22 protein-coding genes and 3 pseudogenes are annotated in these 26,538 nt (G+C 70.7%); 12 read left to right on the forward strand and 13 right to left on the reverse strand.

All coding sequences use genetic code 11. The features are described 5' to 3' along the window. Positions 1-6: 6 nt before the first annotated feature. Together AB3K78_RS14975 and AB3K78_RS14980 are read right to left on the reverse strand one after the other, a co-directional pair. A complete protein-coding gene (locus AB3K78_RS14975) occupies positions 7-828 on the reverse strand; it encodes an ABC transporter permease (protein WP_416444552.1) in 822 nt (273 codons plus the stop codon). Next, positions 825-1,805, reverse strand: a complete 981-nt coding sequence (locus tag AB3K78_RS14980) for an ABC transporter ATP-binding protein (RefSeq protein ID WP_416447375.1) — start codon at positions 1,803-1,805, stop codon at positions 825-827. The genes AB3K78_RS14975 and AB3K78_RS14980 overlap by 4 nt, the downstream gene beginning before the upstream one ends. 100 nt (positions 1,806-1,905) lie before the next feature. Between AB3K78_RS14980 and AB3K78_RS14985 the strand changes: the two genes are divergently transcribed. Continuing rightward, positions 1,906-2,553, forward strand: a complete 648-nt coding sequence (locus tag AB3K78_RS14985; protein WP_416444554.1) for an HAD-IA family hydrolase — start codon at positions 1,906-1,908, stop codon at positions 2,551-2,553. A 39-nt stretch (positions 2,554-2,592) separates the two neighbouring features. On the opposite strand, the gene AB3K78_RS14990 is transcribed toward AB3K78_RS14985, so the two are convergent. Both AB3K78_RS14990 and AB3K78_RS14995 read right to left on the reverse strand, forming a co-directional pair. Continuing rightward, positions 2,593-3,249 carry a response regulator gene (locus tag AB3K78_RS14990; protein ID WP_416444556.1) on the reverse strand — a complete coding sequence of 219 codons (657 nt, stop codon included), beginning with the start codon at positions 3,247-3,249 and terminating at the stop codon, positions 2,593-2,595. A gap of 307 nt (positions 3,250-3,556) precedes the next feature. Then, positions 3,557-5,215 (reverse strand): annotated as a pseudogene (locus AB3K78_RS14995) (PAS domain-containing protein); the annotation flags it as partial. 3 nt (positions 5,216-5,218) lie between these two features. Here AB3K78_RS14995 and AB3K78_RS15000 point away from each other — a divergent pair. After that, on the forward strand, positions 5,219-6,763 hold the full coding sequence (locus AB3K78_RS15000; protein WP_416444558.1) for a CitMHS family transporter: 1,545 nt from the start codon (positions 5,219-5,221) through the stop codon (positions 6,761-6,763). Between the two features lie 25 nt (positions 6,764-6,788). Here AB3K78_RS15000 and AB3K78_RS15005 read toward each other — a convergent pair whose 3' ends face one another. Then, positions 6,789-7,964 (reverse strand): GNAT family N-acetyltransferase, encoded by a 1,176-nt coding sequence (locus tag AB3K78_RS15005; protein ID WP_416444560.1) that lies wholly within the window; start codon positions 7,962-7,964, stop codon positions 6,789-6,791. Positions 7,965-8,122: 158 nt separating this feature from the next. Here AB3K78_RS15005 and AB3K78_RS15010 point away from each other — a divergent pair, with 158 nt between their 5' ends. Further along, on the forward strand, positions 8,123-9,718 hold the full coding sequence (locus AB3K78_RS15010) for an APC family permease (RefSeq protein WP_416444562.1): 1,596 nt from the start codon (positions 8,123-8,125) through the stop codon (positions 9,716-9,718). Here AB3K78_RS15010 and AB3K78_RS15015 read toward each other — a convergent pair. From AB3K78_RS15015 to AB3K78_RS15025, 3 genes and pseudogenes are all read right to left on the reverse strand, one after another. Next, entirely contained in the window at positions 9,705-10,613 is a 909-nt protein-coding gene (locus tag AB3K78_RS15015; RefSeq protein ID WP_416447376.1) for a glycine betaine ABC transporter substrate-binding protein, read from the reverse strand. The two genes, AB3K78_RS15010 and AB3K78_RS15015, sit on opposite strands and share 14 nt — an antisense overlap. Positions 10,614-10,637: 24 nt before the next feature. Then, a pseudogene (locus AB3K78_RS15020) lies at positions 10,638-11,498 on the reverse strand (ABC transporter permease); the annotation flags it as partial. Beyond that, a complete protein-coding gene (locus tag AB3K78_RS15025) occupies positions 11,495-12,793 on the reverse strand; it encodes a quaternary amine ABC transporter ATP-binding protein (protein ID WP_416447377.1) in 1,299 nt (432 codons plus the stop codon). The pseudogene AB3K78_RS15020 and the gene AB3K78_RS15025, both read right to left, overlap by 4 nt. Before the next feature lie 659 nt (positions 12,794-13,452). Between AB3K78_RS15025 and AB3K78_RS15030 the strand changes: the two genes are divergently transcribed. From AB3K78_RS15030 to AB3K78_RS15045, 4 genes and pseudogenes are all read left to right on the forward strand, one after another. Further along, positions 13,453-14,352 carry an ABC transporter substrate-binding protein gene (locus AB3K78_RS15030; protein WP_416444564.1) on the forward strand — a complete coding sequence of 300 codons (900 nt, stop codon included), beginning with the start codon at positions 13,453-13,455 and terminating at the stop codon, positions 14,350-14,352. 254 nt (positions 14,353-14,606) lie between these two features. Next, positions 14,607-15,140 (forward strand): annotated as a pseudogene (locus AB3K78_RS15035) (amino acid ABC transporter permease); the annotation flags it as partial. A 274-nt stretch (positions 15,141-15,414) separates the two neighbouring features. Further along, a complete protein-coding gene (locus tag AB3K78_RS15040; RefSeq protein ID WP_416447378.1) occupies positions 15,415-16,167 on the forward strand; it encodes an amino acid ABC transporter ATP-binding protein in 753 nt (250 codons plus the stop codon). Between the two features lie 203 nt (positions 16,168-16,370). Continuing rightward, on the forward strand, positions 16,371-17,138 hold the full coding sequence (locus AB3K78_RS15045) for an SDR family NAD(P)-dependent oxidoreductase (protein ID WP_416444566.1): 768 nt from the start codon (positions 16,371-16,373) through the stop codon (positions 17,136-17,138). Between the two features lie 43 nt (positions 17,139-17,181). Here AB3K78_RS15045 and tagD read toward each other — a convergent pair whose 3' ends face one another. Further along, on the reverse strand, positions 17,182-17,580 hold the full coding sequence (tagD, locus tag AB3K78_RS15050; RefSeq protein WP_046456459.1) for a glycerol-3-phosphate cytidylyltransferase: 399 nt from the start codon (positions 17,578-17,580) through the stop codon (positions 17,182-17,184). Between the two features lie 167 nt (positions 17,581-17,747). Here tagD and AB3K78_RS15055 point away from each other — a divergent pair, with 167 nt between their 5' ends. Next, positions 17,748-17,918 (forward strand): hypothetical protein, encoded by a 171-nt coding sequence (locus AB3K78_RS15055; RefSeq protein ID WP_416444568.1) that lies wholly within the window; start codon positions 17,748-17,750, stop codon positions 17,916-17,918. A 121-nt stretch (positions 17,919-18,039) separates the two neighbouring features. On the opposite strand, the gene AB3K78_RS15060 is transcribed toward AB3K78_RS15055, so the two are convergent. After that, complete coding sequence (locus AB3K78_RS15060) at positions 18,040-18,501, reverse strand: GNAT family N-acetyltransferase (protein WP_416444570.1); 462 nt, start codon at positions 18,499-18,501, stop codon at positions 18,040-18,042. Beyond that, the gene (locus AB3K78_RS15065) at positions 18,498-18,806 is read right to left on the reverse strand and encodes a cupin (protein WP_416444572.1); all 309 of its coding nucleotides are present in this window, start codon (positions 18,804-18,806) and stop codon (positions 18,498-18,500) included. The genes AB3K78_RS15060 and AB3K78_RS15065 overlap by 4 nt, the downstream gene beginning before the upstream one ends. A 175-nt stretch (positions 18,807-18,981) precedes the next feature. Between AB3K78_RS15065 and AB3K78_RS15070 the strand changes: the two genes are divergently transcribed. Beyond that, positions 18,982-20,052: a magnesium and cobalt transport protein CorA gene (locus AB3K78_RS15070; RefSeq protein ID WP_416444574.1), complete on the forward strand. Its 1,071-nt coding sequence runs from the start codon at positions 18,982-18,984 to the stop codon at positions 20,050-20,052. Here the strand turns inward: AB3K78_RS15070 and AB3K78_RS15075 are convergent. Then, positions 20,030-21,313 (reverse strand): MFS transporter, encoded by a 1,284-nt coding sequence (locus AB3K78_RS15075; protein ID WP_416447379.1) that lies wholly within the window; start codon positions 21,311-21,313, stop codon positions 20,030-20,032. The genes AB3K78_RS15070 and AB3K78_RS15075 overlap by 23 nt on opposite strands. Then, complete coding sequence (locus AB3K78_RS15080) at positions 21,240-21,923, reverse strand: FadR/GntR family transcriptional regulator (protein WP_416444576.1); 684 nt, start codon at positions 21,921-21,923, stop codon at positions 21,240-21,242. The genes AB3K78_RS15075 and AB3K78_RS15080 overlap by 74 nt, the downstream gene beginning before the upstream one ends. A 108-nt stretch (positions 21,924-22,031) precedes the next feature. On the opposite strand from AB3K78_RS15080, the gene AB3K78_RS15085 reads away from it, so the two are divergent. Genes AB3K78_RS15085 through AB3K78_RS15095 form a run of 3 tightly spaced genes read left to right on the forward strand, consistent with a single transcriptional unit; the run spans position 22,032 to position 26,496 of the window. Beyond that, entirely contained in the window at positions 22,032-23,093 is a 1,062-nt protein-coding gene (locus tag AB3K78_RS15085; protein WP_416444578.1) for an amidohydrolase family protein, read from the forward strand. Between the two features lie 41 nt (positions 23,094-23,134). Next, positions 23,135-24,805 (forward strand): ABC transporter substrate-binding protein, encoded by a 1,671-nt coding sequence (locus AB3K78_RS15090; protein ID WP_416444580.1) that lies wholly within the window; start codon positions 23,135-23,137, stop codon positions 24,803-24,805. 41 nt (positions 24,806-24,846) lie between these two features. Next, a complete protein-coding gene (locus AB3K78_RS15095) occupies positions 24,847-26,496 on the forward strand; it encodes an ABC transporter substrate-binding protein (RefSeq protein WP_416444582.1) in 1,650 nt (549 codons plus the stop codon). The last annotated feature ends 42 nt before the right edge of the window (positions 26,497-26,538 follow it).

The following is a 26,538-nucleotide window of genomic DNA, read 5'->3' on the forward strand; positions in this document are numbered from 1 at the left end:
CCGAGCTCAGACCCGCGCCGTATCGCGCCGCAGCATCATGATCGCGGCACCCGAGAACAGGGCCAGCCAGACGACGAAGTTCACGTACGACCACGGATCCGGCGCGACGCCGATCGACGCCGACTGCGACATGTCCGCGATGCCCCACAGCGGCGTGAACTTCGCGGCGATCTGCAGCGCCTGCGGCAGGATCTGCAGCGGCACGAACAGGCCGCCCATGAAGCTCAGCACGGGGAGGATCGGGCCGAGGTAGCGCATCGCGTTCTGCGCGGGGAACGCGTAGCCGACCGCTAGGCCGAGCGCCGTCAGCATGAGCGACGAGATCCAGGCGATGAACCCGGCGAGCAGTAGGTTGCCGAGCGGGGCGTGGATGCCGAGGACCGTCCCCGCGATGAGCGTGGCAGCGACGCCGACGGCGCCGATCGCGAGACCGGTGAGGATCTTCACGCCGATGTAGACGCCCGGGTTCAGCGGGGTCAGGCGCAGCTGGCGGCTCCAGCCCTGCGAGCGTTCGGTCGCGACCGAGACGCCGATCATGGTCGAGGCCACCATCGCGCCGTAGACGGCCATCGAGATCATGATGGGCACGGCGGCCGAGATCCCGCCCTGCGAGACGGGCACGTCGGTGACCGCGGTGTTCTTGTTCGGGAGGGCGATCGCGAACAGCATGCCGATGGGGAACGCGAGCGTGAAGATGAGTGTGCCCGTGTTGCGGAAGCTGCGCTTGAGCTCCATGCCGAGGAACCGCAGGTTGAAGCCGCCGAACGGCGGCGTCGTGCGGTTCGCGGTGTCGATCCGTGCGGTCTGCTCGCGCTGCGCGCCGCTCATCGTGCCGCCTCCGTGGTCTCGTGCCGGCCGAGCCGCTCGTGCTCGGAGCCCGGTTCGCCGTCGCCCGTGAGCTGCAGGAACGCCTGCTCCAGGTTCTGGCTGGTGATGGTGACGTCGTGCGCCGCGGTCGCGGTGAGCAGGTGCCGGGCCGTGTCGTCCGACGCCGCCGTGCGCACCCTGATCCGATCGCCGCGCAGCTCCACCTGTTCGACGCCGGGCAGCGCGCGCAGCACGGGCTCGAGCTCGGCGCGGTTCGCCTCGGCGCCCTCCAGCACGGCCTCGACGGTACGTCCGGCCGCCATGCTCTTGATCTCCGCGGCGGAGCCGTCGGCCACGATCCGCCCCTGGCGGATCAGTACGATACGGTCCGCGTACTGGTCGGCCTCCTCCAGGTAGTGCGTCGCGAACACGACAGTGCGCCCGCGGGCCGCGTCCGCGTGGATCGCGTTCCAGAAGGATCGCCGCCCCTCGACGTCCATGCCGGTGGTCGGCTCATCGAGGATCAGCAGCCCGGGATCCGAGAGCAGCGCCATCGCGAAGCGGAGACGCTGCTGCTCGCCGCCCGAGCACTTCTCGACCTTGCGGGCGGCGATCTGCAGGATCCCGGCGCGTTCGAGGGCGTCGTCGACGTCGATGGTCGACGTGAACAGCGAAGCGTTCAGGCGCATGATGTCGCGCACCGTGAGGTCCTTGAGCAGGCCGCCGGTCTGCATGACGGCCGATACGAGCCCGCGGGCGATCGCGGCGCGGGGGCTCATGCCGAACAGCTCGACCGAGCCCGCGTCGGGCCTGCCGAGGCCGAGGATCATGTCGATCGTGGTGGTCTTGCCCGCCCCGTTCGGGCCGAGGAACGCGACCACCTCGCCCTGCGCGACCTCGAGGTCGACGCCGTCGACCGCCGTGTGCTTGCCGAATCGTCTGACGAGCCCGGTCGCGCGGATCGCCGGGGAGTGCCGTTGTTCACGACGACACGTTATCGTTCGTTTCCCCTCGGCGCCTGCGCGCCGGCAGTGAGTCGTGAAACCGCGCTGCGCTCGGGCCCGCCGTCGGCCCGCGCGGCTCGCCTAGGCTGAGCCCATGGAACGCATCGAAGCACGGGCCGCGCTGCTCGACATGGACGGCACCCTCGTCGATTCGACCGCGGTCGTGGAACGGCTGTGGGGCGAGTGGGCGGCCCGGCACGAGGTGCCCCGCGAATCGGTGCTGTCGGTGATCCACGGCCGTCAGGGGCACGAGAGCATGGCGATCCTGCTGCCCGAGCGCTCCGCCGAGGAGAACCTCGCCGAGAACGCGCGCATGCTGGAGCGGGAGGCCGCCGAGACGGACGGCGTCGTCGAGATCGCCGGTGCCGCCGCCCTCGTCGAGGCGCTCGCGCCGTACCCGCACGCGGTGGTGACCTCGGCCGATGGGCCCCTGCTGCGCGCGCGCATGGGGGCCGCCGGGGTGCGGGTGCCCGAGCTCGCGGTCACCGCGGAGTCGGTCGGGGCGAGCAAGCCGGACCCCGAGGGGTTCCTGCTCGCCGCCGAACGGCTCGGCGTCGCGCCCGCGGAGTGCGTGGTGTTCGAGGATTCCTCGGTGGGGATCGCCGCGGCTCGCGCGGCGGGCATGCGCGTCGTCGGGGTGGGGGCTGCGGCTGCGCGGTACGCCCCCGACGCGCACGTCGCGGATCTCGCCGCCGTGCGCGTCGTGCCGTCGGGCGCGGGCTTCGCGCTCGAGATCGGGTAGGACCGCGTCGCCCGCCGCGCGAGCCGCGGGGGTCCCCGCTCAGCGCGAGGCGATGGTGTACCGGTGCTCGGGGCGGCCCGTCGAGCCGTAGCGCAGGCGCACCTCGACGACCGACCGTGCGGCGAGCGCTGCGAGGTGGCGCTGCGCCGTCGCGCGCGAGATCCCGGCGCGCTCCGCGACCTCGCTCGCGGAGGACTCCTCCGCACCGAGTGCGTCGAGGATCAGCTTCTCCGTCGCGGAGCGCGAGAGCGACACGGGGTCGCTCGACCCGTTCAGGATCGCGAGGGCGCGGTCGAGATCCTCCTGGGCCACCGCGCCCGTGCCCGCGAGCAGGTTGCGGAACCTCGCGTAGCGTTCGAGCCGTTCGGCCAGTACGCGCGGTTCGAACGGCTTGAGCAGGCAGGCGAGGGCTCCCGCACGGAGTGCGCGGCGCAGGGTCGGCGCGTCGCCCGCCGCCGAGATCACGAAGGCGTCGCACCCCGCGGCCCGCACGAGGTCGATGCCGTCGCCGTCCGGCAGGTAGACGTCGACCAGCAGCAGGTCGGGGCGGTGCGCACGGATCGCGGCCCGCGCCTCGGCGAGCGATCGAGCGGGCTCGAGCGCCAGGAATCCCGGGCGTTCGGCGACGATGTCGCGGTGCAGGCCTGCGACGCGGAAGTCGTCGTCGACGACGAGGGTGCGGATCGGATCGGTCACGGGCGCTCCTGCTCGGTCGGGAGGTCGGTCGGGAGGTCGTTCGGAGGTTCGGTCGGACAGCCGGGCGGAAGGCCGTTCGGTTCGGCCCCGGTGCCCCGGTCGGGGTCGACGACCCCTCCGATGCGGGCGGCGAACACCGCGCCGGTGCGGGAGGCCGGGCCGTCGACGGCCGCGGGAGCGGATCCGGGCCCGCCCGGGTCGACGACCCAGAGGTCTCCGCCGGTCGCCCGTGCGATCTCGCGCGACAGGGGAGTCCGAGCCCGTGCCCGTGCGCCGAGTCCCCGTGCCCGTCCTCGCCGGCCGGGGCTCCCCGGCCATCGCGCGAGAACACGTCCGTGCCCGGCGGGATCCCGGTCCCGGAATCGCCCACGGTGAGCACGAGCGCGTCGCCGTCGTCGAGCAGGACCGCCTCGACCCAGCGCGGTGCCGGCCCCCGTACCGCCGCCGACACGGCGTTGTCGATGAGGTTGCCGAGGACGGCGGCGGTGTTCTCGGGATCCCGGATCGTGCCGAGCAGTTGGGTGTCCTCGCCGACGCGCAGGCGCACCCCGCGCTCGCCCGCTTCGATGCCCTTGGCGCCGAGGAAGGCGTGCAGGAACGGGTCGCCGAGCCCGTCGAGCCCGAGCACGGGGTATCCGACGGCGCCGCGTTCGACGAGCTCGCCGAGGAACTCGCGGGCCTCGGGCACGCGCTCGGCGTCGATGAGGCCGGCGGCGACGTGCATGCGGTTCGCGAACTCGTGCCGCTGCACTCGCAGGGCCCCGGTCATGGCGCGCACGGTCTCGAGGCGCTCGCTCAGCGCGACGAGGTCGGTGCGATCCCGCACGATGACGACGCGGCCGAGCCGCCGCTGCCCGCGTCGGACGGGCCGCTGCTCGACGAACAGCACGCGGCCGGCATGCAGGACGCCGCCGCCGTCCTCGGCGGCGAGCGCCGCGAGGATCCGGTCGGGCAGTCCGAGCTCGGCGAGGGGGCGGCCGACGGGGCGCTCGATGCCCAGCATGCGTTCCGCGGCCGCGTTGCAGACGAGCACGGTGCCGTCGGGGTCGACGCCGAGGACCCCGTCTCCGACGCCGTCGAGCACGGCGGTCTGGTTCTGCACCAGTGCGGCGAGGTCCTCGGGCTGGAGGCCCAGGGTGAGGCGTTCCCATCGTCGCCGCATCAGCAGGGTGGCGAGGGTCGCGATCCCGATCCCGCCGAGCGCCGCGAGCGCGATCGAGCCGAGCAGTGCGGGGAGGTCGTCGAACACGCTGCCCTGTTCGAAGCCGACGCTCACCTCGCCGACGGGGCGCTGCGCGCCCGCGGCGCCGGTGCCTGGCGCATCGGGCGCGTAGACGGGGACCTTGGCCCGGGCCGAGATCCCGAGGGTGCCGCGCTCCCAGTCGACGACCTCGTGCCCCTGCAGCACCCGGTCGTAGGGCGTGCTCACCTCCTGGCCGAGGCGGTCGGTCTGGGGGTGGGCGAGGCGGATCCCGTGGTCGTCGGTGATCACGACGAACAACACGCCGGTGCGTTCCGTGATCCCGGCGGCGGTGCGCTGCAGTTCGCCGTCGCGCAGCCCGGCGGCCGCGGGGGTGCCGGGGTCGGCGGAGAACTCGGCGACGAGTTCGCGCACGGTTGGGTCCTCGGCGACGGTGCGGGCGATGCCGAGCGCGGCGGATTGCGACGAGGCGCGCAGCTGCTGGACCGCGAGGAACAGATAGACCCCGGTGCAGAGGGCGACGACCAGCACCACCGTGCCGAGCTGCAGCAGCAGGACGCGCGTTGCGAAGCGCAGACGCGCGCGGTCCGGTCGAGCCATGCTCTCCATTCTGCGCATCCGCACCCCCGAAGCCCCGTGCGCACAATGCGCAGAACCCACGCTACGCGCAGAACGCGATGAAATGCGAGCTACTCGGAGCCGGGTCCGGTTTCTCCCTAGCATCGGCGCAGGCCGCTCTCGGCGGCCCGACGACAAAGGAGTCATCTGATGCAACCGGCGATGTCCGAGCTGCTGCTGCGCGCAGCGGACGAGAAGCCCACGTACGACCTCGCATTCGTGCCGCCCGAGTGGGTGCTCGTGATCCTCGGGTTCACGATGGTGCTCGTGTTCATGACGCTGATCATGACGAAGCGCCTCACCCCGATGGTCGCGCTGATCCTCGTGCCCACCATCTTCGGCCTGTTCGCCGGCGCGGGGCTCGGGCTCGGCGACATGGTGCTCGACGCGATCGGCAACATGGCGCCGACGGCGGCGCTCCTCATGTTCGCGATCATGTTCTTCGGGATCATGATCGACGTGGGGCTGTTCGATCCGCTGATCCGCTTCATCACGCGCCTGCTCGGCGACGACCCCGCGAAGGTCGTGCTCGGCACCGCGCTGCTGGCCGCGGCGGTCTCGCTCGACGGCGACGGCTCGACCACGTTCATCATCACGACCTCGGCGATGCTGCCGATCTACCTGCGCCTCGGCATGAGTCCGGTCGTGCTCACCTGCGTGGCCGGGCTCATGAACGGCACCATGAACATCCTCCCCTGGGGCGGCCCGACGGTGCGCGCCGCGACCGCGCTGAACCTGCAGGTGTCGGACGTGTTCGTGCCGATGATCCCCGCCATGCTCGTCGGGCTCGTCGTGGCCTTCGGCTTCGCCTGGATGCTGGGCATCCAGGAGCGGAACCGGCTCGGCCGCATCGACGCGACCCGTCTCGACGGCTCCGCCGACGGCGGCCTCCTGGCCGGCGTGCCGAAGCTGTTCCGCGGCGCCGACAGCAAGCCGGGCGCGCGAGCATCGCTGCACACGGGCAACCTCGTGACCGTCGGCATCGGCGGCCCCGCAGTGGCCGCCGCCCAGGTGGATCCCACCGACACCGCCATGGCCGACACCATGCTCGACCCGACCCGCGCCACGCTGCGGCCGAAGCTCATCTGGGCGAACCTCGTGCTCACCGTCGCGGTGATGGTGCTGCTGGTGCTCGACATCATGCCGCTGCCGTACGTCTTCATGGTCGGTGCCGGGCTCGCGCTCGTGATGAACTTCCGCAGGCTGAAGGACCAGGCGGCCGAGATCGTCGCGCACGCGCCCAGCATCGTCGGGGTCGTGTCGATGGTGATCGCGGCGGGCGTGCTCGTCGGCGTGCTCTCGGGCACCGGCATGGTCGATGCGATGGCGAAGTGGATCACGAGCGTCCTGCCGACGGAGGTGGGCCCGTTCCTGGCCCCGATCACGGGGGTGCTGTCGATCCCGTTCACCTTCTTCATGTCGAACGACGCCTTCTACTACGGCATCCTGCCCGTGCTGTCGCAGAGCGCGGCGCACTTCGGCATCGACCCCGTCGAGATGGCCCGGGCTTCGATCACGGGCCAGCCGGTGCACCTGCAGAGCCCGCTCGTCCCGGCGATCCTGCTGCTCGTCTCGCTCGCGAGCGTCAACCTCGGCGACCACCACAAGAAGGTGCTGTGGCGGGCGACGATCGTGTCGCTCGTGATGCTCGCGGTCGGGATCCTGACCGGCGCGATCCCGCTCTTCGTCGCCTAGACCGGTCCGCGGCTCCTCGTCGCGCTCAGGACGTGCGCAGCACGGGCCAGAGCGCGGCGGGGAGCTTCGTCCAGCCCTCGCGGCCCAGGAAGTGCCCGCCGCCGGGCACCACCTCGACCGGGACGCCGAGGGCGGCGGCGAGCGCATCGGTGTCGGCGGCCGGAACGATCGCGTCGTCGTCGGAGCGCAGTACCGCGATGCTGCGCACCACCGCGGGAACGCCCGCGAGGTCGACGCCGGCGGCGGCGAAGCGGTCGAGCTCGGGGATCGGTTCGACGGGTCCCGCGAATCCCGAGACGAGCACCAGGCTGCCGAGCCGGTCGGCGGGATCGACCGCGCCGCCCTCGGCGCGGCGCGCACGCTCGGCCAGCACGCGCACGGCGGCGAGCGCGCCGAGGCTGTGGCCGATCACGGCGTCGCCGTCGCGGATCTCGCCGATGGCGTCGGAGGCCGCGGCCTGCCAGGCGTCCGCATCGGGGTCCTGCGCATCGGGCAGCGCGGGGACGCGGACCTCGAAACCGGCGGCCTCGAGCCGCTCGGCGAGCCAGGGGAACCAGTGGTCCTCTGGGGATGCGGTGAAGCCGTGCAGGATCGTCGCGCGCGGCGCGCGCCCGTCGCGCTGCCGACGCCACTCCTCGGCGAGGAGGCCGTACATGACGCCGTCGACCCAGCCGTGATCGCGGTGCAGGGCGTCGCGCAGCGAGCTGCTCTCGAGCCGCATGCCGACCCGGCGCATGAGCTTCTGCGAGGGCTCGTTCGGGGTGAAGGCCCCGGCCTGGATCCGGTGCAGTCCGAGCTCCTCGAAGCAGACCCGGATCACCTCTCGCACGGCCTCGGAGGCGTAGCCTCGCCCCTCGAAGTCGGGATGCATGGTCCAGCCGAGCTCGGCCTGGACGCCGACGGCGCGATCCCGCACCTCGCGCTGCGACCACGCGCTCCCCACCGAGACCAGGACGTCGCCGATGATGCGGCCGTCGAGTTCGAACACGAGGGTGTCGGGCAGCCGGGCGGGCATCGACGCCTCCCAGTCGGCGCGGTCGACGGGGTGCCAGCCGAGCCACTCGCCGACGTCGTCGCGCCCGCGATGCTGCCAGAGCGCGTCGATGTCGTGTTCCCCGGCACGGCGCAGCACGAGGCGTTCCGTGCGCTTCGGCCAGGCGACGGCGTCGAGGGGATGGGGCTGCGGCTGGGGCTCGGACATGGGCACCAGTATGCCGGAGGCCGCGCCGGGCCGGACGCCCGTGCACACCGGAGGCGGGTGCGGACTGTGCGATCCGGCGGAGGAGGCCCGGTCGCGGGGCTCTATGCTTGACCCGGTCCGCGCAGTGGGGCGCGGCCGGCTCCGAAAGGAACGCGACGATGACGTCCAATACTCCGAACGGGCACCTCGGCGACGACGAGCACCTGGCGGTGCTCGGCTACGAGGGCAAGTTCGATCGATCCATGAGCCTGTGGGCGAACTTCGCCCTCGGCTTCACCTATCTCTCGCCGCTCGTCGGTGTCTACTCGCTGCTCGCTCTCGCGCTCTCGACCGGCGGCCCGCCGTCGATCTGGTGGATCGTGATCGTGGCCTGCGGCCAGCTGCTCGTCTCGCTCGTGTTCGGCGAGATCGTCTCCCAGTACCCGATCCACGGTGGCATCTACCCCTGGGCGCGCAGGCTCTGGGGTCGGCGCTACGCCTGGCTGGCCGCCTGGGTCTACATCTGGGCCATGATCGTGACGATCACCTCGGTCGCCGAGTTCGGCTCCGGCTTCGTCACGAGCCTGCTCGGCATCGAGCTGACACCCGAGGCGACGCTGTTCACGGCGCTCGGCCTGCTGCTGCTCGCGCTCGCGATCAACTTCTCCGGCACGAAGTGGCTCGCCCGCATCGCCCGCATCGGGCTCGCGGCGGAGCTCATCGGCGTGATCGGACTCGGCCTCTACCTGCTGATCTTCCAGCGCAAGCACGACTTCTCGGTGTTCTTCGACACCATGGGGACGGCGGGCGACGGCTCCTACCTGCCCGTCTTCCTCGCCTCGGCGCTCGCCGGCCTCTTCCTCTTCTACGGCTTCGAGGCGTGCGGCGACGTGGCGGAGGAGGTGTCGGATCCGGCCCGCCGGATCCCGCGAGCCATGATGATGACGATCTTCGTCGGCGCGGTCTCGGCGCTGTTCTCGTTCGGCGGCTACGTGCTCGCCGCCCCCAACCTCGAGGACATCGTGTCGGGCAAGGTCACCGATCCGATCCCGTCGATCCTCGACGCGACGCTCGGGCCCGTGGGCGCGAAGCTGTTCCTGATCATCGCGATCCTCGCGTTCATCTCGTGCGTGCTCAGCCTGCAGGCCGCGGCGAGCCGACTGCTCTACTCGTTCGCGCGCGACGGGATGCTGCCTGGCCACACCTGGCTGTCGAAGGTGTCGGAGCGCAGCAAGGTGCCGACGAACGCGCTCATCGTCGCGTGCACGGTCCCCGCGCTCATCTGCGTGCTGATCTACTTCAACAACGGGATCCTCGTCGCGGTCACCTCGTTCGCGATCCTCGGCATCTACCTGGCGTTCCAGATGGTCGTGTTCGCGAGCCTGCGCCAGCGCTTCAGGGGTGGAAGCCCGCCGGGCCGTTCAGCCTCGGAGGGGCCGGCACGGCGGTCAACGTGGTGGCCCTCGCGTACGGGCTCTTCGCGATGTACCTCCTGGCGAAGCCGGGCGAGACCGGTGACTTCTTCGCGGACTACGTGGTGCTCATCGGCCTCGCGGTCGTGCTCGTCACCGGCCTGGTCTACCTGTTCGTCGCGCGCCCCGACAACAAGTCGGACGCGCCCCAGGGCGACGCGATCGCGGTCTCGGAGGAGATCCGCCGACGCACCGGAGCGGTCAAGACGCAGTAGGGCGACCCGCGGATACGCCGAAGGCCCCGGAGCATTCCGCTCCGGGGCCTTCGGCGTATCCGCGCCGGGCCGAGCTACTGCGTCATGAGCGTCGGGTAGGCGTCGGGGTGCTCCTTCAGCCACTCGGTGACGGCGTCCGGCTCCTTGCCCTTGCCGAACTTGTTGACCACCAGATCCTCGAGCGAGCCGTACTCGGCGTCGTCGAGCTTGATCCCGGCGATCATCTTCGCGATGTCGGGGTGCTTCTCGCTGAAGCCCTTGTTCGCGAGGAAGTGCAGCGCCTCGGGCTTGCCCATGGCGCCCTTCGGATCCTTGAGGTCCTTCACGGGGAACTTGTCGTTCGCCCAGAAGGGGCGCCACAGGGTCACCGCGATGTCCTGCTTCTTGTCGATCGCGTTCTGCAGGGTGGTGAGCATGGTCGCGGTCGACGAGGTCACGAGCTCGTACTCCGTGTCGAGGCCGTACTCGGGCATCATCGTGTTCTGCGTCTGCTCGGTGAGGCCCGCGCTCGGCTCGATGCCGATGATCTTGCCGTCGAAGCGCTTGGCGTTGCCCTTCAGATCCTCGATGGAATCGACATCGACGTACTTCGGCACCGCGATGGTCAGCACCGCGTTGTCGTAGTAGGCGCCGAGATCCTCGATGTCCGCGCCGTACTTCTTCATGTAGCTGGCGTGGGTCTTCTCGGACCAGGCGGAGGGGTAGATGTCGACGTCGCCCTTCGCGAGGCCCGTGTAGAGCACGGCGGCCTCGGTCAGCTCCTTGAGCTCGACCGTGTAGCCCTCCTTCTCCAGCTGGTCCTTCAGCAGGTAGGTCATGCTGAGGCCGTCGGTCCAGGACGGGAGGAAGCCGAGCGTGATGGTCTTGTCGGAGCCCGCGCCGCCCGCCGCCTCGTCCGCGCCGCCCGAAGTGCGGGTGACGGCGAGACTGCCGACGGCGACGAGCGCGATCGCGACCACGGCGGCCGCGAGGCCGAACCACATGCGCTTCGCCTTCGCGCCGGGTGCGCGGCGGATCGATCCGAGGACGGAGGTGCGGAACTCGCTCGGCGTGCCGAGCGCGGCGGTGACGCGGTCGAGGTAGACCGCGAGGATCACGACGCCGAGGCCGGCCTCGACGCCCTGGCTGAGGTTCAGCGTCGAGATCGAGGCGATGACCTCTTTGCCGAGGCCGTCGGCGCCGACGAAGCCGGCCACGACCGCCATGGACAGGGCGAGCATGATGACCTGGTTGATGCCGGCCATGATCGTCGGCATCGCGAGGGGCAGCTGGATTCCGCGCAGGATCCGGCCCGGGGTCGCGCCGAACGCGTGGCCCGCCTCGACGGTCTCGGAGTCGACGCCGCGGATGCCGAGCTCGGTGAACCGTACGCCCGGGGCCAGTGCGAAGATCACCGTCGAGAAGACGCCCGGCACCACGCCGATGCTGAAGAACGTGACCGCGGGGATCAGGTAGACGAACGCGGGCATCGTCTGCATGAAGTCGAGCACCGGCTTGATGAACGCGCTGAACGCGTCCTTCCGTGCCGCCAGGATGCCGAGCGGCACCGCGATGATCACGGCGAGCAGCGTCGCGATCAGCACGAGCGCGAGCGTCTGCATCGAGGTCTCCCACTGGCCCATCGCGACGATGAGCAGGAAGCCGACGATCGTGCCGATCGCGAGCTGCCAGGAGCGGACGAACCAGCCGATCAGGGCGAACAGCAGGACCAGGGCGGGGAAGGGGACCGCGAGCAGTGCGTCGGTGAGCCCGGAGACGAGCCACTGCATGACGAAGCCCACGAAGTCGAGCAGCCAGGTGAAGGTGTCCTTGAACCAGTCGAGCGCGCCGGCGACCCAGTCGCCGATGGGGATGCGGAAGCCGTTCATCGGGTCGCCTCCTCGTCATCGCCGGCAGCGGATCCGGGCGCATCGGCGCCGTTCGCCGCGAGCGTCTCGGTGATCATCGCCGCGGGCACGCCGGGTGCCGGCTCGATGATCGGGATCTCGGTGGTGACCGCCGGCAGGTCGGCGAGGGCCGCGAGCAGGGTCACGCGCGGCACGACGCCGATCAGGCGATCCTGCTCGTCGACCACGGCGACCGGCAGCGGGCTCTCGACCGCCATCTCGAAGAGCTCGGCGATGTGCTGGTCGGGGGACACGATCGACGGAGTCGGGCGGAGGCGCTTCGTGACGTCCGTGCCGCCCTCGCGCACCTCGCGCAGCATGTCCTTGTCGCGCACGACGCCGAGCAGCTTGCGGCCGCCCGTCGTGACGAAGCAGGCGGACGTCTGCAGATCGCGCATGGTGCGCAGCGCGGTGCGGGGGCCGGCGCTCGCCGTGACGACGGCGAGCGGGGGCTCCATCACGTCGCCTGCCGTGAGCACGCGGGCGCGGTCGACGTCCTGCACGAACTGCGCGACGTAGTCGTTCGCGGGATCGGTGAGGATGTCGTTCGGGGTGCCGACCTGCACGATGCGGCCGTCGCGCATGACCGCGATCCGGTCGCCGAGGAACATCGCCTCGTTGAGGTCGTGCGTGATGAACACGATCGTCTTGCCGAGCTCCTGCTGGAGCTCGATGAGCAGCTCCTGCATCTCGCGGCGGATAAGCGGATCGAGCGCCGAGAAGGCCTCGTCCATGAGGAGGATGTCGGTGTCCGCGGCGAACGCGCGGGCGAGGCCGACGCGCTGCTGCATGCCGCCCGACAGCTCGCCGGGCAGCGACGACTCCCACTTGCTCAGGCCGACGCGGTCGAGCCAGCGCCGTGCCGTCGCGGTGCGCTCGGGCAGGGCGACGCCCTGCAGCTCGAGGCCGTAGGCCACGTTGTCGAGCACGGTGCGGTGGGGGAGCAGCGCGAAGTGCTGGAACACCATCGACATGCGGTCGCGGCGTACGGCGCGCAGCTCGGCGGCGCCGAGGCCGACGACCTCGGTGTCGAACACCCGGATCGAGCCGGCGGTGGACTCGTTGAGCCCGTTGAGCATGCGGATCAGGGTCGACTTGCCGGAGCCGGAGAGCCCCATGACCACGAAGATCTCGCCCTGGCGCACGTCGAAGCTCGCGTCGATCACCGCCGCGGTGCCGAAGGGGCGCACCTCGTCGCGGCTCGCGCCCGTGCGCAGGCGCTTCACGGCCTCGTTCGGCCGTCGGCCGAAGACCTTGAAGACGCGGTCGACCGCGATGGCGGTGCCGGGCTCGGGCGAAGCCGCCTCGCGGGCGTCTCGTTCGTGATCGGTGGGCGGTGCTGGCGATGGGATCGTCACAGACACTCCTCATGCGGGTACGCCGAAGGTACCCGCTGCGTGGCCCGGGTTCGGCGGTGGGGGCGCCCGGGCGCGGCCCTCTCGACCGCTTCGACCGGCGCCCTGCATGCCGCGGCCATCGGGACCGGCGGCCACCGCGAACCGTACGCCCGCCGCGCTTCGAGCAGGTGCTCTCGCGGCGACCGCGGACCGTGGTTTCTCGCGTGGAACGCTGCCTTCGACGCTAACAACGCGAATACGGGGTCGCAAGGCGAAGCCGGCGGATATCCGGCGATGGCTTCCGAAGAATATAGCGCTGATCTGGGGGAAATTTCGTTACCTGTTCGTTACCCGGAGTCCCGGATATGCGCCCGAAACGTCCTTGGTCTCGATCGGATTCCAATTCGCGCGGTGATTTCTGACGCGCGTTTCACGCGGGCTAGGCTTCGACTACGCCCGGGGCGTCGCAGAGAATCCGGTCCTCCAGACACCGTCTGGTGCCGCCGAGAGAATCTGGGGCCGGAACACCCGAACCGGTCGCTACACTCGGTCCCCAGGCTCACCCCTCCTCCCTGACACCGAAGTAAGGAAATGAATCGATGAAGATTCGAGTGGTACTTCCCGCGCTCGCCGCCGTCACCGCGCTCGCGCTCACCGGCTGCGTCAACAACGCCGACTCCGAAGGCTCCGGCGGCGGCACCAAGTCGCCCGCCACGAGCGACATCAAGGCCGACTCGGCCGCGGTCGCCCTGCTCCCCAAGGACGTCAAGGACTCGGGCAAGCTCATCATCGGCACCGACGCCTCCTACCCGCCCAACGAGTACAAGGACGCCAACGGCAACCCGACCGGGTGGAACGTCACCCTCGCCGACGCCGTCGCCGCGAAGCTCGGCCTCAAGTCCGAGTGGCAGGTGTCGAAGTTCGACTCGATCATCCCGAACATCAACGGCGGCAAGTTCAACATGGGCTCGTCCTCGTTCACCGACACGCTCGAACGGCAGAAGTCGGTCGACTTCGTCGACTACTACCAGGCCGGCACCCTCTGGGCCGCGCCCAAGGGCAAGACCGTCAACCCCGAGGACGCCTGCGGCCTCAAGGTCTCGGTCCAGTCCGGCACCGTGCAGGACACCGACGAGATGCCGGCCCGGCAGCAGGCCTGCAAGGACGCCGGCAAGCCCGAGATCCAGGTGCTGAAGTTCGACGGCCAGGAAGAGGCGACCAACGCGGTCGTGCTCGGCAAGGCCGACGCGCTCTCCGCCGACTCCCCCGTCACCCTCGCCGCGATCAAGGCCACCGGCGGCAAGCTCGAGGCCTCCGGCGAGTCCTTCGACAACGCCCCCTACGGCTTCGTCACCGCCAAGGGCAGCGAGCTCACCAAGGCCGTGCAGGCCGCCGTCGAGTCGCTCATGAAGGACGGCACCTACACCAAGATCCTCACCGACGCGGGTGTCGAGGCCGGTGCCGTGAAGGAAGCCGTCATCAACGGCGGGAAGTCCTGAGCATGGCCGACCGGGCCAAGGCTGACACACAGCCGTTCTACGATTCGGAGCCCATCGAGGCCATCCGGCTCAAGCACCCCGGGCGGATCATCCTCGCCGCCGTTCTGGTGATCATCGTCGGGCTCTTCCTGTTCGATGCCTTCACCACGCGCGGCGGGGACAACGGCTACGACTGGCCCGAGGTCGCGAAGTACGTCTTCGACGTCCGCGTGATCCAGGCCGTCGGGTACACGCTGCAGCTCACCGTGTACTCGATGGTCATCGCGATCATCCTCGGCGTGCTGCTCGCCGTCATGCGGCTCTCGCCCAACCCCGTGGTCAAGGCCGTCGCCTGGGTCTACCTCTGGCTGTTCCGCGGCACCCCGGTGTACGTGCAGCTCGTGTTCTGGGGCCTCGTCGGAACCATCTACCAGAAGATCACGATCGGCAGCCTGTCGCTCAACGTGCAGGACCTGCTGCCCGCCTTCGCCCTCGCCGTGATCGGCCTCGCGCTCAACGAGTCGGCCTACATGGCCGAGATCGTGCGCGCCGGCCTGCTCTCGGTCGACAAGGGCCAGGACGAAGCCGCGACCGCGCTCGGCCTCGGCTGGTGGCACACCATGACCCGCGTGGTGCTCCCGCAGGCCATGCGCGTGATCATCCCGCCGACCGGCAACGAAGTGATCTCCATGCTGAAGACCACCTCGCTCGTGGTCGCAGTGCCGTTCTCGCTCGAGCTGTACACCCGCACGCGCGATATCTCCGCCGTCACCTACAAGCCGATCCCCATGCTGATCGTCGCGTCGATCTGGTACCTCGTCGTCACCTCGATCCTCATGGTCGGCCAGTACTACCTCGAGCGGCACTTCGCCCGCGGCATCGGGCAGCGTCCCGACGTCATGAAGCCGACCGTCGAAACCGCGGCCGTCGGCGTGATCACCGCCGAAGAGGCGAAGCTCGCGGCGATCAAGAACAGCGAAACGCACCCGACGTACACCGAGAACGACGGACGCACGGGAATCGTGCCGCCGCACATGGGCCGCGGAGAGGAAGTCGATGACCGCACAGACCAGCAACGTGCCCATGGTGAAGGCCGAGGGCGTCTCGAAGGCGTACGGCTCGAACCTCGTGCTCAAGTCCATCTCCCTCGAAGTGCAGAAGGGCGAGGTGCTCTGCCTCGTCGGCCCGTCCGGATCCGGCAAGTCCACCTTCCTGCGCTGCATCAACCACCTCGAGACGGTCAACTCGGGGCGCCTCTCGGTCGACGGCGAGATCGTCGGCTACCGCCAGGACGGCGAGAAGCTGTACGAGATGCACCCGAAGGAGGCCGCGAAGCAACGCCGAGACATCGGCATGGTGTTCCAGCGCTTCAACCTGTTCCCGCACATGACCGCCCTCGAGAACGTCATGATCGCGCCCACCCTCCTCAAGAAGGGGGACAAGGCGCAGCTCAAGGCGCGGGCCATGGAACTGCTGGCCAGGGTCGGCCTCGCGGAGCGCTACGACTACTACCCGGCGCACCTGTCGGGCGGGCAGCAGCAGCGCGTCGCCATCGCGCGAGCCCTCGCCATGGAGCCCAAGCTCATGCTGTTCGACGAGCCCACCTCGGCGCTCGACCCCGAACTCGTGGGTGAAGTGCTCGACGTCATGAAGGGCCTCGCCGAGAGCGGCATGACCATGGTGGTGGTGACGCACGAGATGGGCTTCGCCCGCGAAGTCGCCGACACGCTCGTGTTCATGGACGGCGGCGTGGTCGTCGAGTCCGGCGACCCCGTCGAAGTGCTCACCAACCCGCAGCGGGAGCGCACCAAGGCGTTCCTCTCGAAGGTGCTGTAACCGGTCAAGCGCCCGTCGGTGCCGGAATTGCGTGGGCCTGCAGAGCAGGGGAGATCAGCGCCCGTCGACTGGGGAGTGCGCAGAGACGCAGAGCAGGGGACCCCGGCGTGTCATCGCTTCGCTCGACACGCCAACCCTGATGCGTCTCCGCGCACTCCCCAGCCGACGGGCGCTGCCGTGTGCGACGCCGATAGGGTGAGCGCATGAGCGCGCTCCCCACCCTCGACGGCCTCTTCGGACTCGGCGGGCGCACGGCCCTCGTCACCGGCGGCAGCTCGGGCATCGGCCGGGCCATCGCGCGGGCGCTCGCCGGCGCCGGTGCGCACGTCCGGGTCGCGGCCCGCACCACCGCGGCGATCGCGGAGACCGTCGCCGGGATCCGCGACGGCGGCGGCAGTGCGGACGGGATCACCGCCGACCTCGGCAGCCGCGCAGGCGCGCACGCGCTCGCCGACGCCGCGGGCGACATCGACATCCTCGTGCACAGCGCCGGGATCAACCTGCGACCGCCGCTCGGCGAGCTCGACGAGGCGGCGTGGGACGCGACCATGGCCGTCAACCTCGACGCGGCGTTCGTGCTCGGGCAGCGCCTCATCCCGGGCATGGCCGAACGCGGCTACGGACGCGTGATCCACCTGAGTTCGCAGCAGGCGCACCGCCCGTTCGCGAACAGCGGCGCCTACGGCGTTTCGAAAGCCGCCATCGAGGCGCTCGCGCGTTCGCAGGCCGAAGCCTGGTCCGCTCGTGGCGTCACCGCCAACGCGCTCGTGCCCGGCTTCGTGCAGACCCCGCTGAACCGGCGCCTCAGCGCCGATCCCGAGACGGTCGCGGCGCTGGCCGCGCGCACGCTGGTCGGGCGCAACGGCGAGCCCGAGGACTTCGGCGGGGCCGTCGTCATGCTCGCCTCGCCGTCCGCGGGCTACATCACGGGGCAGTCGATCGCCGTCGACGGCGGCTTCTCGACGCACTGAGCGCCGTGCGGGGCGCCCGTCCCGAGGGTTCCGCGCTCGCGGCCTACGCGCCCTCGCCGAGGTCGTTCTTGATCTTGGTGGTCGAGACGCCCTCGGTGCGGTCGAGGTAGACCACCTCGCAGTAGTCGCGGAGGATCTCGAAGCGGGGGTCGCCCTCCCAGTCGCCGCCCATGACCACGGTGTCGATCTCGTACTTCTGCACGTCGCGGATCTTCTGGTCCCACGCCTGCTCCGGGATCACGAGATCGACGTAGCGCACGGCCTCGAGCATGTTCTTGCGCGTCTCGAAGTCGTGGTACGTCTTCTTGCCCTTGCCCGCGTTGAACTCCTCGGTGGATGCCGCGACGACGAGGTAGTCGCCGAGCGAACGCGCGCGACGCAGCAGACGGATGTGCCCCCAGTGCAGCAGGTCGAAGGTTCCGTAGGTCAGGATCCGCTTCACGGGATCTCCTTCCGTCTGGGCGGGCGGGTTCCCCCGAATGCTAGTACAGATGGGGTGCGCCGGAGCGGCGGGAGCCGCGCATCCACTGTTGCCGCGCAGGCGTGCGGCGTACGCTGGAGAATAGTCGGAACGAGTCCCGCCGAGGCGGGATCCGGAGGGAGGACACCATGAGCGGAGTCGAACGCACGGACCCGGGACGCGACCTCGAATCGGACCCCGCGCACAACGTCGACCCGGGACGCGACTGGGCCGACGAGGGCGGGGCGACCCCGGAGGGCCCGGCCACGCACGAGGAATCGGGCCACCCGCATCACGAGGACGCGGAGGAGCCCGCCTGACGCGGAACTCCGGGTTCGGCCGCAGCAGGTCCGCCTGATTGAGCGAGCGGAGCGAGTCGAAATCGAGGGTTCCGGGTTTCGCCTCCTGCGTCGCTCAACCGGCGGACGCTGAAGTTCCCGCTCAGTCGGCGGGCTTCAGGTCGTAGGTGACCCAGGGCGTCTGCGTCGCCTCGCGGTCGTAGACGCGACGCGCGGTCTCGTTGTCCGCGGCCGTGATCCAGCGCACCAGCACGGCGTCCTCGTCGCGGGCGATCTCGGCCAGGCGGTGCAGCAGTGCGGTGCCGGCTCCCGTGCCGCGCGCATCGGGCGCCGTGAACAGGTCGTCGAGATAGAGCGCGTACGCGCCGTCGATCGGCCGGGCGAAACGGCGGAAGTGCGCGAGCGCGACCGGGCGGCCATCGGCCTCGGCGAGGAGCGCCCGGGTCTCGTGCGCATCGTCCATCAACCAGGTCCAGACCGTGTCGAACACGGCCGGGTCGTGGGGCTTCGCGTAGAAGTCGCGGTAGCCGCGGTAGAGGCGCTCCCACGCCTCACGATCCTCGGCGCCGAGCGGGCGGACGGCGGCGGTACCTGCGGCGGTCACGAGAGACGCTCCGTTTCGACGAAGAGCACGGGCGACGTGCTGCTGAGGTTGGTGAGGCGGTGCTCGGCTCCCGCGGGTCGTGCATAGCTGGCGCCGGGCACCTGCTCCGCCTCGGAGGAGGTGCCGTCGGCGAAGTCGATGCGCACGGTCGCGGGCAGCAGGGGCACGACGACGTAGTCGAAGTCGTGCCGGTGCATGGGGATGTGCCCGCCCGGGTCGATGGTCCACTTCGTCACGCGGAACCGCTCGTTCTCGAACTGGATCTCGCTGTGGCTGCCCGACGGCTGCCCGGTCGTGTCGCTCATGATGCCTCCTTGCTCCGGCCAGCCTAGCCTCGGCCGCAGCCGCGGCGCACGCCACGGCTCCGGCCGAGGCGGAGCCCGCGCTCGCGCGTCACGCGGGTGCGGTACGCTCGCCCTCGCAGCGGCACGGCCGCAGCGGAGGACCGCACGCGAGCGTGCACGCGCGAGGGAGGGACACATGGCGATCGTCGATGTCGGCGTCTACCGGGAGGGCCGGCGGCTCGACGGGGTCGAGTCCATTCCCGAGGCGCACGCCCACGCGAGCCTGCTGCCCGGGGCGTTCGCCTGGGTCGGGCTCCTCCGCCCGACGCCAGAGGAGCTGTCGCTCGTGGCCGAGACCTTCGGCCTGCACGCCCTCGCGGTCGAGGACGTCGCCACGGGCAAGCAGCGGCCCAAGGCCGAGTTCTACGGCGACGTGCTCTTCCTCGTGCTGCGTCCGGCCCGCTACCTCGACGCGGTGGAGGAGGTCGAGTTCGGCGAGCTGCACATGTTCGTCGGCGAGAACTTCGTGCTGACGATCCGGCTGGCCGAGAACCCGTCGCTCGGGGAGGTGCGCCGGCGCATGGAGGACGAGCCCGAACTGCTCTCGCTGGGGCCGGGGGCCGCGGCGTACGCGATCCTCGACCGTGTGGTCGATGACTACGAGCCGGTGGTGCAGGGTCTGCAGAAGGACATCGACGAGATCGAGGACGAGCTCTTCAACGGCTCGGGGACCAGTGTCGCGCTGGCGAGGCGCATCTACGAGCTGTCGGGCGAGGTCATCGCGTTCCAGCGGGCGACGGCCCCGCTGCTCGGTCTCGTGCGCGACCTGCGGGCGCGCGAGGAGCGCCGCTCCGCGGGGATCCCGCTGTCGCCGGCACCGGCGAGCGTCGCCGCGTGGGACGTCGAGCTGCGCCGCCACCTGCGCGACGTCGAGGACCACCTGATCCGGATCGTGGAGTTCGCCGACGGGTTCCGCTACATGCTGCGCGATGCGCTCAGCGTCCACCTCGGCCTCGTCGGCCGCGAGCAGAACGAGCAGATGGCGCTGATGACGGAGGCCTCGGTCCGCCAGAGCGACCAGGCGAAGAAGATCTCGAGCTGGGCGGCCATCATCTTCGCGCCCTCGCTCGTGACCGGCATCTACGGCATGAACTTCGATCTGATGCCCGAGCTCCACTGGGCGTTCGGGTACCCGGCGGCGATCGGGCTCATGCTCGCGTTCGCCGGCTCCCTCTACGTGATCTTCAAGAAGAAGGACTGGCTGTAGGCGGAGCGCCGGGCTCCGGCCCCGGAGCGGAGGCGCGCGCCGCGGTGATCCCGAAGGCCGCCTCGGCGGCCGCCGCGATGAGGAGGACGCTCAGGATCGCGGCCCACGAGAGCCCGAGCTGCGCGAGCAGGCCGAGCAGCAGCGGCCCGGTCGCGGCGGCGGCGTAGCCGATCCCCTGGCTGAGCGCCGAGAACGTCGCGGTGGCGGCCGCGCTCGGCGCGGTGAAGACGATGAGCGCGATCCCGAGCCCGAACGCGGCGCTCTGGGCGATGCCGAGCACGGCGACCATGAGCGGGGCGAGCGCCAGCGGCGCGAACGCCAGTCCGGCGAGCCCGATGGCCGAGAGGCACGAGACGGCCGCGATGATCGGCACGCGCAGACGACGCCGGGAGGCGAGCGTCGGCGCGACGAGCGACGCGGGGAGGCCCGCGACGCTCATCCAGGCCAGCAGCAGGCCGGCGTCGGCCGGGGGCATGCCCCGGTCGGCGGCGATCGTGGGCAGCCAGGCGGTGAGGGAGAAGTAGATGAGCGCCTGCGCCCCGAAGAACCCGGTGACGGCCCAGATGCCGCGTGCGCGGATCGCGCTGCGGAAGCGCTGCGGTCGGTGCGGCTCGGCGGCCTGCGCGGCGCGGAGCCGCGTGCCGAAGGCCAGCGCGAGGCCGGTGGCGACGAGCAGCGGGACCCCCAGGCGGCGAGCGCGGGACCGACCCGGTCGTCGAGCAGGTGGAGCACGGGGACGGAGAACGCGGCGCCCGCGGCGGCGCTGAGCCCGAAGGAGGTCGTGTAGATGCCGGTCCAGAAGCCGCCCCGCCGGGGGAGGGAGCGGCGGATGATCTGCGGCGCGAGGATGCCGAGCAGCGCGATCGTCGCGCCCACGACGATCGTGCCGGCGAAGAGGGCGGGTGCGGCGAGCGGCCGCAGCAGCGTCGCGAGGGCGAGCGCGGCCAGCAGCACCGTGAGCGCGCGTTCGAGGCCGAGCCGCGAGACGAGCCAGGGGGCGAGCGGCGAGGCGAGTCCGAACAGGAGCACCGGGATCGCGCTCAGGACGGCGAGGCCCGACGCGGGCAGGTGGTACGTTCTGCCGATCTCGGCGAGCAGGGGCGAGACCGAGGTGATGGGGAAGCGGACGCTGAGCCCGACGGCGAAGACGAGCGTGCCGGCTGCGAAGGCGTTCCGGGCGGTGCCCGTCACGGGAGTTCGTCGAGCAGGCGCTCCTGCTGGTCGAGCACGCCGAGGGCCGCGGTCTGGGCGGCGTCGGGATCCTGCGCGTCGATCGCCCGGAAGAGCGCGTCGTGCATGTCGGCGCGGTCGGGGTCGCTGCCGTGCGACAGGCAGGAGGCGTCGGCGACGGATTCGCGCAGCGAGGCGTCGAAGCTCGCGTAGATGCTCGAGAGGAGCTGGTTGCCGGAGGCCTCGGCGATGGCGAGGTGGTAGGCGACGTCGTGCTCGGTGAACGCTGCGGTGTCGCTGCGGTCGATGGCCGCGCGGCGGGCGGCGAGATGCGCGGCGAGGGCGTCGAGCTGTTCGGGGGTGCGCGCGACGGCCGCTTCGCGGGCGGCGAGCGCGTCGAGGGCGCGGCGCACCCGGATCACCTCGCGGCTGTCGGCGGTGTGGAGGGCGCGTCGCAGGGCGACCTGGGCCTCGTCGTCGGCGACGACGTAGGTGCCGTCGCCCTGCCGGGTCTCGAGCAGGCCGAGCTGCACGAGGGAGCGGACGCCCTCGCGCACGGAGGGGCGACTGACGCCGAGCGCCGCGGTGAGCTCGGCCTCGGAGGGGATCCGTGCGCCGATCGGCCAGGTGCCGTCGGCGATGGAGGCGCGGAGTTGGTCGACGACGGTGTCGACGAGTGAGCGGCGCTGAATCTGTTGCACGTCTACATCCTTGCGTATCTGCCAAGAGGTATGGTTATCATATGTCAGATGACTTGACGGGTCTACTCCCGCTCGGGTCATCGGACCGAGAATCCCGAAGGAGCGATCTTGAATCCCGCGACCCCCGGCAGCACGCTGCGCACTCCCGCACTCGTCGACGCGCACATCCACCCCGACAAGAGCGCGTGGGGCGGTCCCTGGATGTCGCGCCGCCCGGCCGCCACCCTGCGCGACCTCATCGACAACGATCGGGCCACGCAGTTCTCGTACACGCGGAGCGTCGAGGATCGCGCCTACGACCTGCTCTCGAACGCCCGTGCGAACGGCACGCTCGCGATGCGCGCGCACGTCGACGTGTCGAGCGAGCTCGGCACCGCGAACGTCGAGGGCGTGCGCGCCGCAGCCGAGCGCCTGCCCGGCCTCGACGTGCAGATCGTCGCCTTCCCGCAGTTCGGCCTGCTCACCAATCCGGGAACCCTCGAGGTCATGGCCGCCGCGCTCGACGCCGGCGCCGACCTCGTCGGCGGCATCGATCCGGGCGGGCTCGAGGGTGATCTGCACGGGCACCTCGACGCCATCTTCGGTCTCGCCGACCGGGCAGGGCGCGACCTCGACATCCACCTGCACGACGGCGGCGAGGACGGCCTCGCGCAGATCCGCGAGATCGCCCGCCGAACCGTCGCGAGCGGCCGGCAGGGACGCGTGACCATCGGGCACGCCTTCGCGCTCTGCGACGGCGCGCTGCCGAGCCTCGACGCCACGCTCGACGCGGTGGCCGACGCCGGGATCTGGATCGCCACCTGCGCGCTCGGGCCCGATCCCGTGCCCGACATCGACCGCTTCGAGCAGCACGGGGTGCGCCTGGTCGCCGGATCCGACGGCGTGCGCGACTCGTGGAGCCCCTTCGGCACGGGCAGCATGGTCGACCGCGCGCACCTGCTCGCCTACCGTACCGGCGCGATCACCGATGCCGAGCTCGAGCGGGCGTTCCGCATCGCCTCGGTCTCTGGCGGCGAGATGCTCGGCATCGACGCGATCGCGAACTGGGGCGGACCCGAGAGCGGCACCCGGCTCGAGTTCGCCGCCGAGAACATCGCCCAGCTCGTCACCGACCGCCCCGTCCCGGCGCGGGTGCTCCGCGACGGCCTCGACCTCCGCCCGGCCGGCTGACCCGGCCGGCACCCCTGCTCGGAAACGAAGGAGTTTCTCGCATGCGCACCACCCCCACCTCCGCTTCGCGCGTCCGACGGGCCTCGGCCCGCGCGTCCGCGGTCGCCGGCATCGCCGTCGCAGCCCTCGCCCTCTCCGCGTGCGCGGGCGGCGGCGGGTCGGCCGGCGCGAAGACCGGCCTCGACGTCGATCTGACGCGCCTCGCCACCCGGACCGCGCAGGCGAAGGGCCCGATCGACGCGGTCACCTGGAACCTGCCCTACGAGCCGCTGTCGCTCGACCCCATGAAGACGTTCAACTACGCCGAGAACACGGTCGACGCGAACCTCTGCGACAGCCTGCAGCGGCTGAACCCCGACCTCACGACCGGGCCCGGCCTTGCCGAGAAGGTCGAGACCCCGAACGACACGACCGTGGTCTACACCCTGCGCGATGGCGTGAAGTTCTGGGACGGCACCCCGCTGACGCCCGCCGACGTGGTGTTCTCCATCGAGCGGCAGAGCGGGGCCCACAACGGGGACTCCTACTTCTCGGAGTACTTCACGAGCGTGCAGTCGGTCGAGCAGACGGGCGCGAACCGGGTCACGGTGCACCTCTCGAAGCCCGATGCGCTCTTCGTGCAGGGCATGGCCACCGCGGCGGGCGCGATCGTCTCGAAGGCGTACGCGACGAAGGCCGGCGAGCAGTTCGGCACGCCCCAGGGCGGGATCATGTGCACCGGCGCCTTCAAGCTCGACAGCTGGAAGGCCGGCAAGGGCATCGACATCGTGAAGAACGACGCCTACTGGGACAAGAACCTCGTGCCGAAGGCCGGCAAGGTCAGCTTCAGCTTCATCGCCGACGAGACGACCGCGATCAACGCCCTGCGCTCGGGCGACGTCGACGGGCAGTTCTTCTACCTGCCGCCGACCGGCATCCAGCAGCTCACCGGCAGCTCGACCGTCACGACCACCTACGGCAAGTCGTTCGTGTTCTTCACGCTCGCGGGTGCCTCGACCACCGGCCCCTTCGCCGATCCGAAGGTGCGCCAGGCGCTGCTCGACTCGATCGACCGTCAGGCGATCTCCGACGTCGTGTTCCAGAAGGCCGCGATCCCGGCGCCGACCCTGGCGGGCCCCGACTACTGGGGCGACCAGAAGTCCCTGTTCGAGCCCGCGTTCACGAAGTTCGGGACGAAGCCGGACCCCGGGGCGGCGAAGCAGCTGCTCGCGGGCGTCGACACGAGCAAGGAGATCACCATCGCGATCCAGGGCTCGTCGGCCGTGCACGAGCAGACGGCGAACCTGATCCAGGCGGCGGGCCAGGCCATCGGCCTGAAGATCACGACCAAGGTGATCCCGGTCGAGCAGTACGGCAACCTCTACACCGACCCGAAGGCACGAGCGGGGCTCGACGCGTTCTTCACCACCTGGTACGGCAACGTCACCGACCCCCTCGACGTGTACCAGGTCTTCACCACCGGCGGTACCAACAACTTCGGCGGCTACACCGCCGTGAACGATCTCGTCGGGCAGGCGCGCAGCACCCTCGACCCCGCGGCGCGCGCGAAGCTCACCGTCGACATCCAGGCGAAGGTGACGCAGGACCTGCCGTGGACGCCGCTCACGTACCTGCCGACGATCCTCGTGCAGAACGACCGGATCACAGGGGCCGTCCCCTCCATCGCCTACCTGTCGTACCCCTGGGCCGCCACCATCGGCAGCGCCCGGTAACCGAACCTCCTCCGTCTTCGAATCCCACTCCAAGGAGAATCATGTCCAAGCGTCCTTACGCGCTGCTCGGCGCCGCCGCTGTCGCCGCGCTCGCACTGTCCGCCTGCGCGGGCGGTGGCACCCAGGCGGGCGGCGACGGCAAGAAGTCGACGGCGTTCAGCGTCGACCGCTCGAAGCTCGTCAGCACCACCGAGCCGGGCGCCAAGCCGGTCGACACGCTCACATGGAACCTGCCCTACGAGCCCATGTCGCTCGATCCGATGCTGACGTTCAACTACGCCGAGAACACGGTCGACGCGAACCTCTGCGAGGGGCTCACCCGGCTCACCCCGGATCTCGGCTACGAGAACGCGCTCGCCGAGAAGGTCGAGAATCCGAACGACACGACCGTGGTCTACACGCTGCGCTCGGACGCGAAGTTCTGGGACGGCACGCCCGTCACCGCCGACGACGTCGTGTACTCGCTCGGCCGCCAGGTCGGGCCGCAGTCGAAGACCTACTGGGGCGACTACTTCGCGAGCGTGCGGGCGGTCGAGAAGACCGGCGCGAACCAGGTGACCGTGCACCTGAAGGAGCCCGACGCCCTGTTCGAGAAGGCCATGGCGAGCGCCGCGGGCGCGATCGTGTCGAAGGCCGCGGCCGAGCAGGCCGGCGAGAAGTTCGGCACCCCGCAGGGCGGCCTCATGTGCTCCGGCCCGTTCACGCTCGCGAGCTGGGACCCCGGCAAGGCGATCCACCTCGAGCGGAACGACGCCTACTGGGACAAGAACCTGATCCCCAAGGTCTCGAAGCTCGACTTCAGCTTCATCACCGACGAATCCACCGCGGTCAACGCGCTCCGCTCGGGCGACGTCGACGGCCAGTACTTCTACCTGCCGCCGGCCGGCCTGGGCCAGCTCGCGAAGGGCGATGCGAAGATCACCTTCGGCAAGTCGTACATCTTCTGGAACCTGCGCGGCCTCGCCACGACCGGCCCGTTCGCGAAACCCGAGGTGCGGCAGGCGCTGCTCGCCGCCATCGACCGCCAGGCCATCGCCGATGTCGTGTTCCAGGGCGCCGCGGTGCCGGCGAAGACCCTCGCGGGCCCGGCCTACTTCGGCACCGGCCCGCAGGAGCAGCCGTTCCAGGACGCGTACGCGAAGTTCGGCACGAAGCCCGACCTGGCGAAGGCGAAGGAACTGCTCGCGAAGGCGGGCGACGTCTCGGGCGAGATCACGCTGGGCGTGCAGGGCTCCTCGGCCGTGCACGAGCAGACCGCGAACCTGATCCAGGCGGCGGGCCAGTCCATCGGCCTGAAGATCACGACGAAGGTGATCCCCGTCGAGCAGTTCGGCAACCTGTACTTCGACGAGAAGTCGCGCGTCGGCATCGACGGCTTCTTCACGACCTACTACGGCAACATGACCGATCCGCTCGACGTCTACACGGTGTTCACGCCCGGCGGCAGCCACAACTTCTCCGACTACAACGCGGCCGGCGAGGACATCGCCGCCGCCCGCAAGACGGCCGACCCGGCGAAGCGCGCCGAGCACACGATCGCCGCGCAGGAGAAGATCACCCGCGACGTCCCCTGGATGCCGCTGAACGACCTCCCCGTGATCCTGGTGCAGAACGGCAAGGTCTCCGGCGCCACCGCGTCGTCGGCCTACCTCTCGTACCCGTGGGCCGCGACCATCGGCGGGGTGGAGTAGGCCCCGATGTCCGTCCCCGCATTCCTCCTGCGACGGGCCGGG

This window comes from Leucobacter sp. HNU (genome assembly GCF_047946755.1).
In the GTDB taxonomy this organism is placed as follows: domain Bacteria; phylum Actinomycetota; class Actinomycetes; order Actinomycetales; family Microbacteriaceae; genus Leucobacter.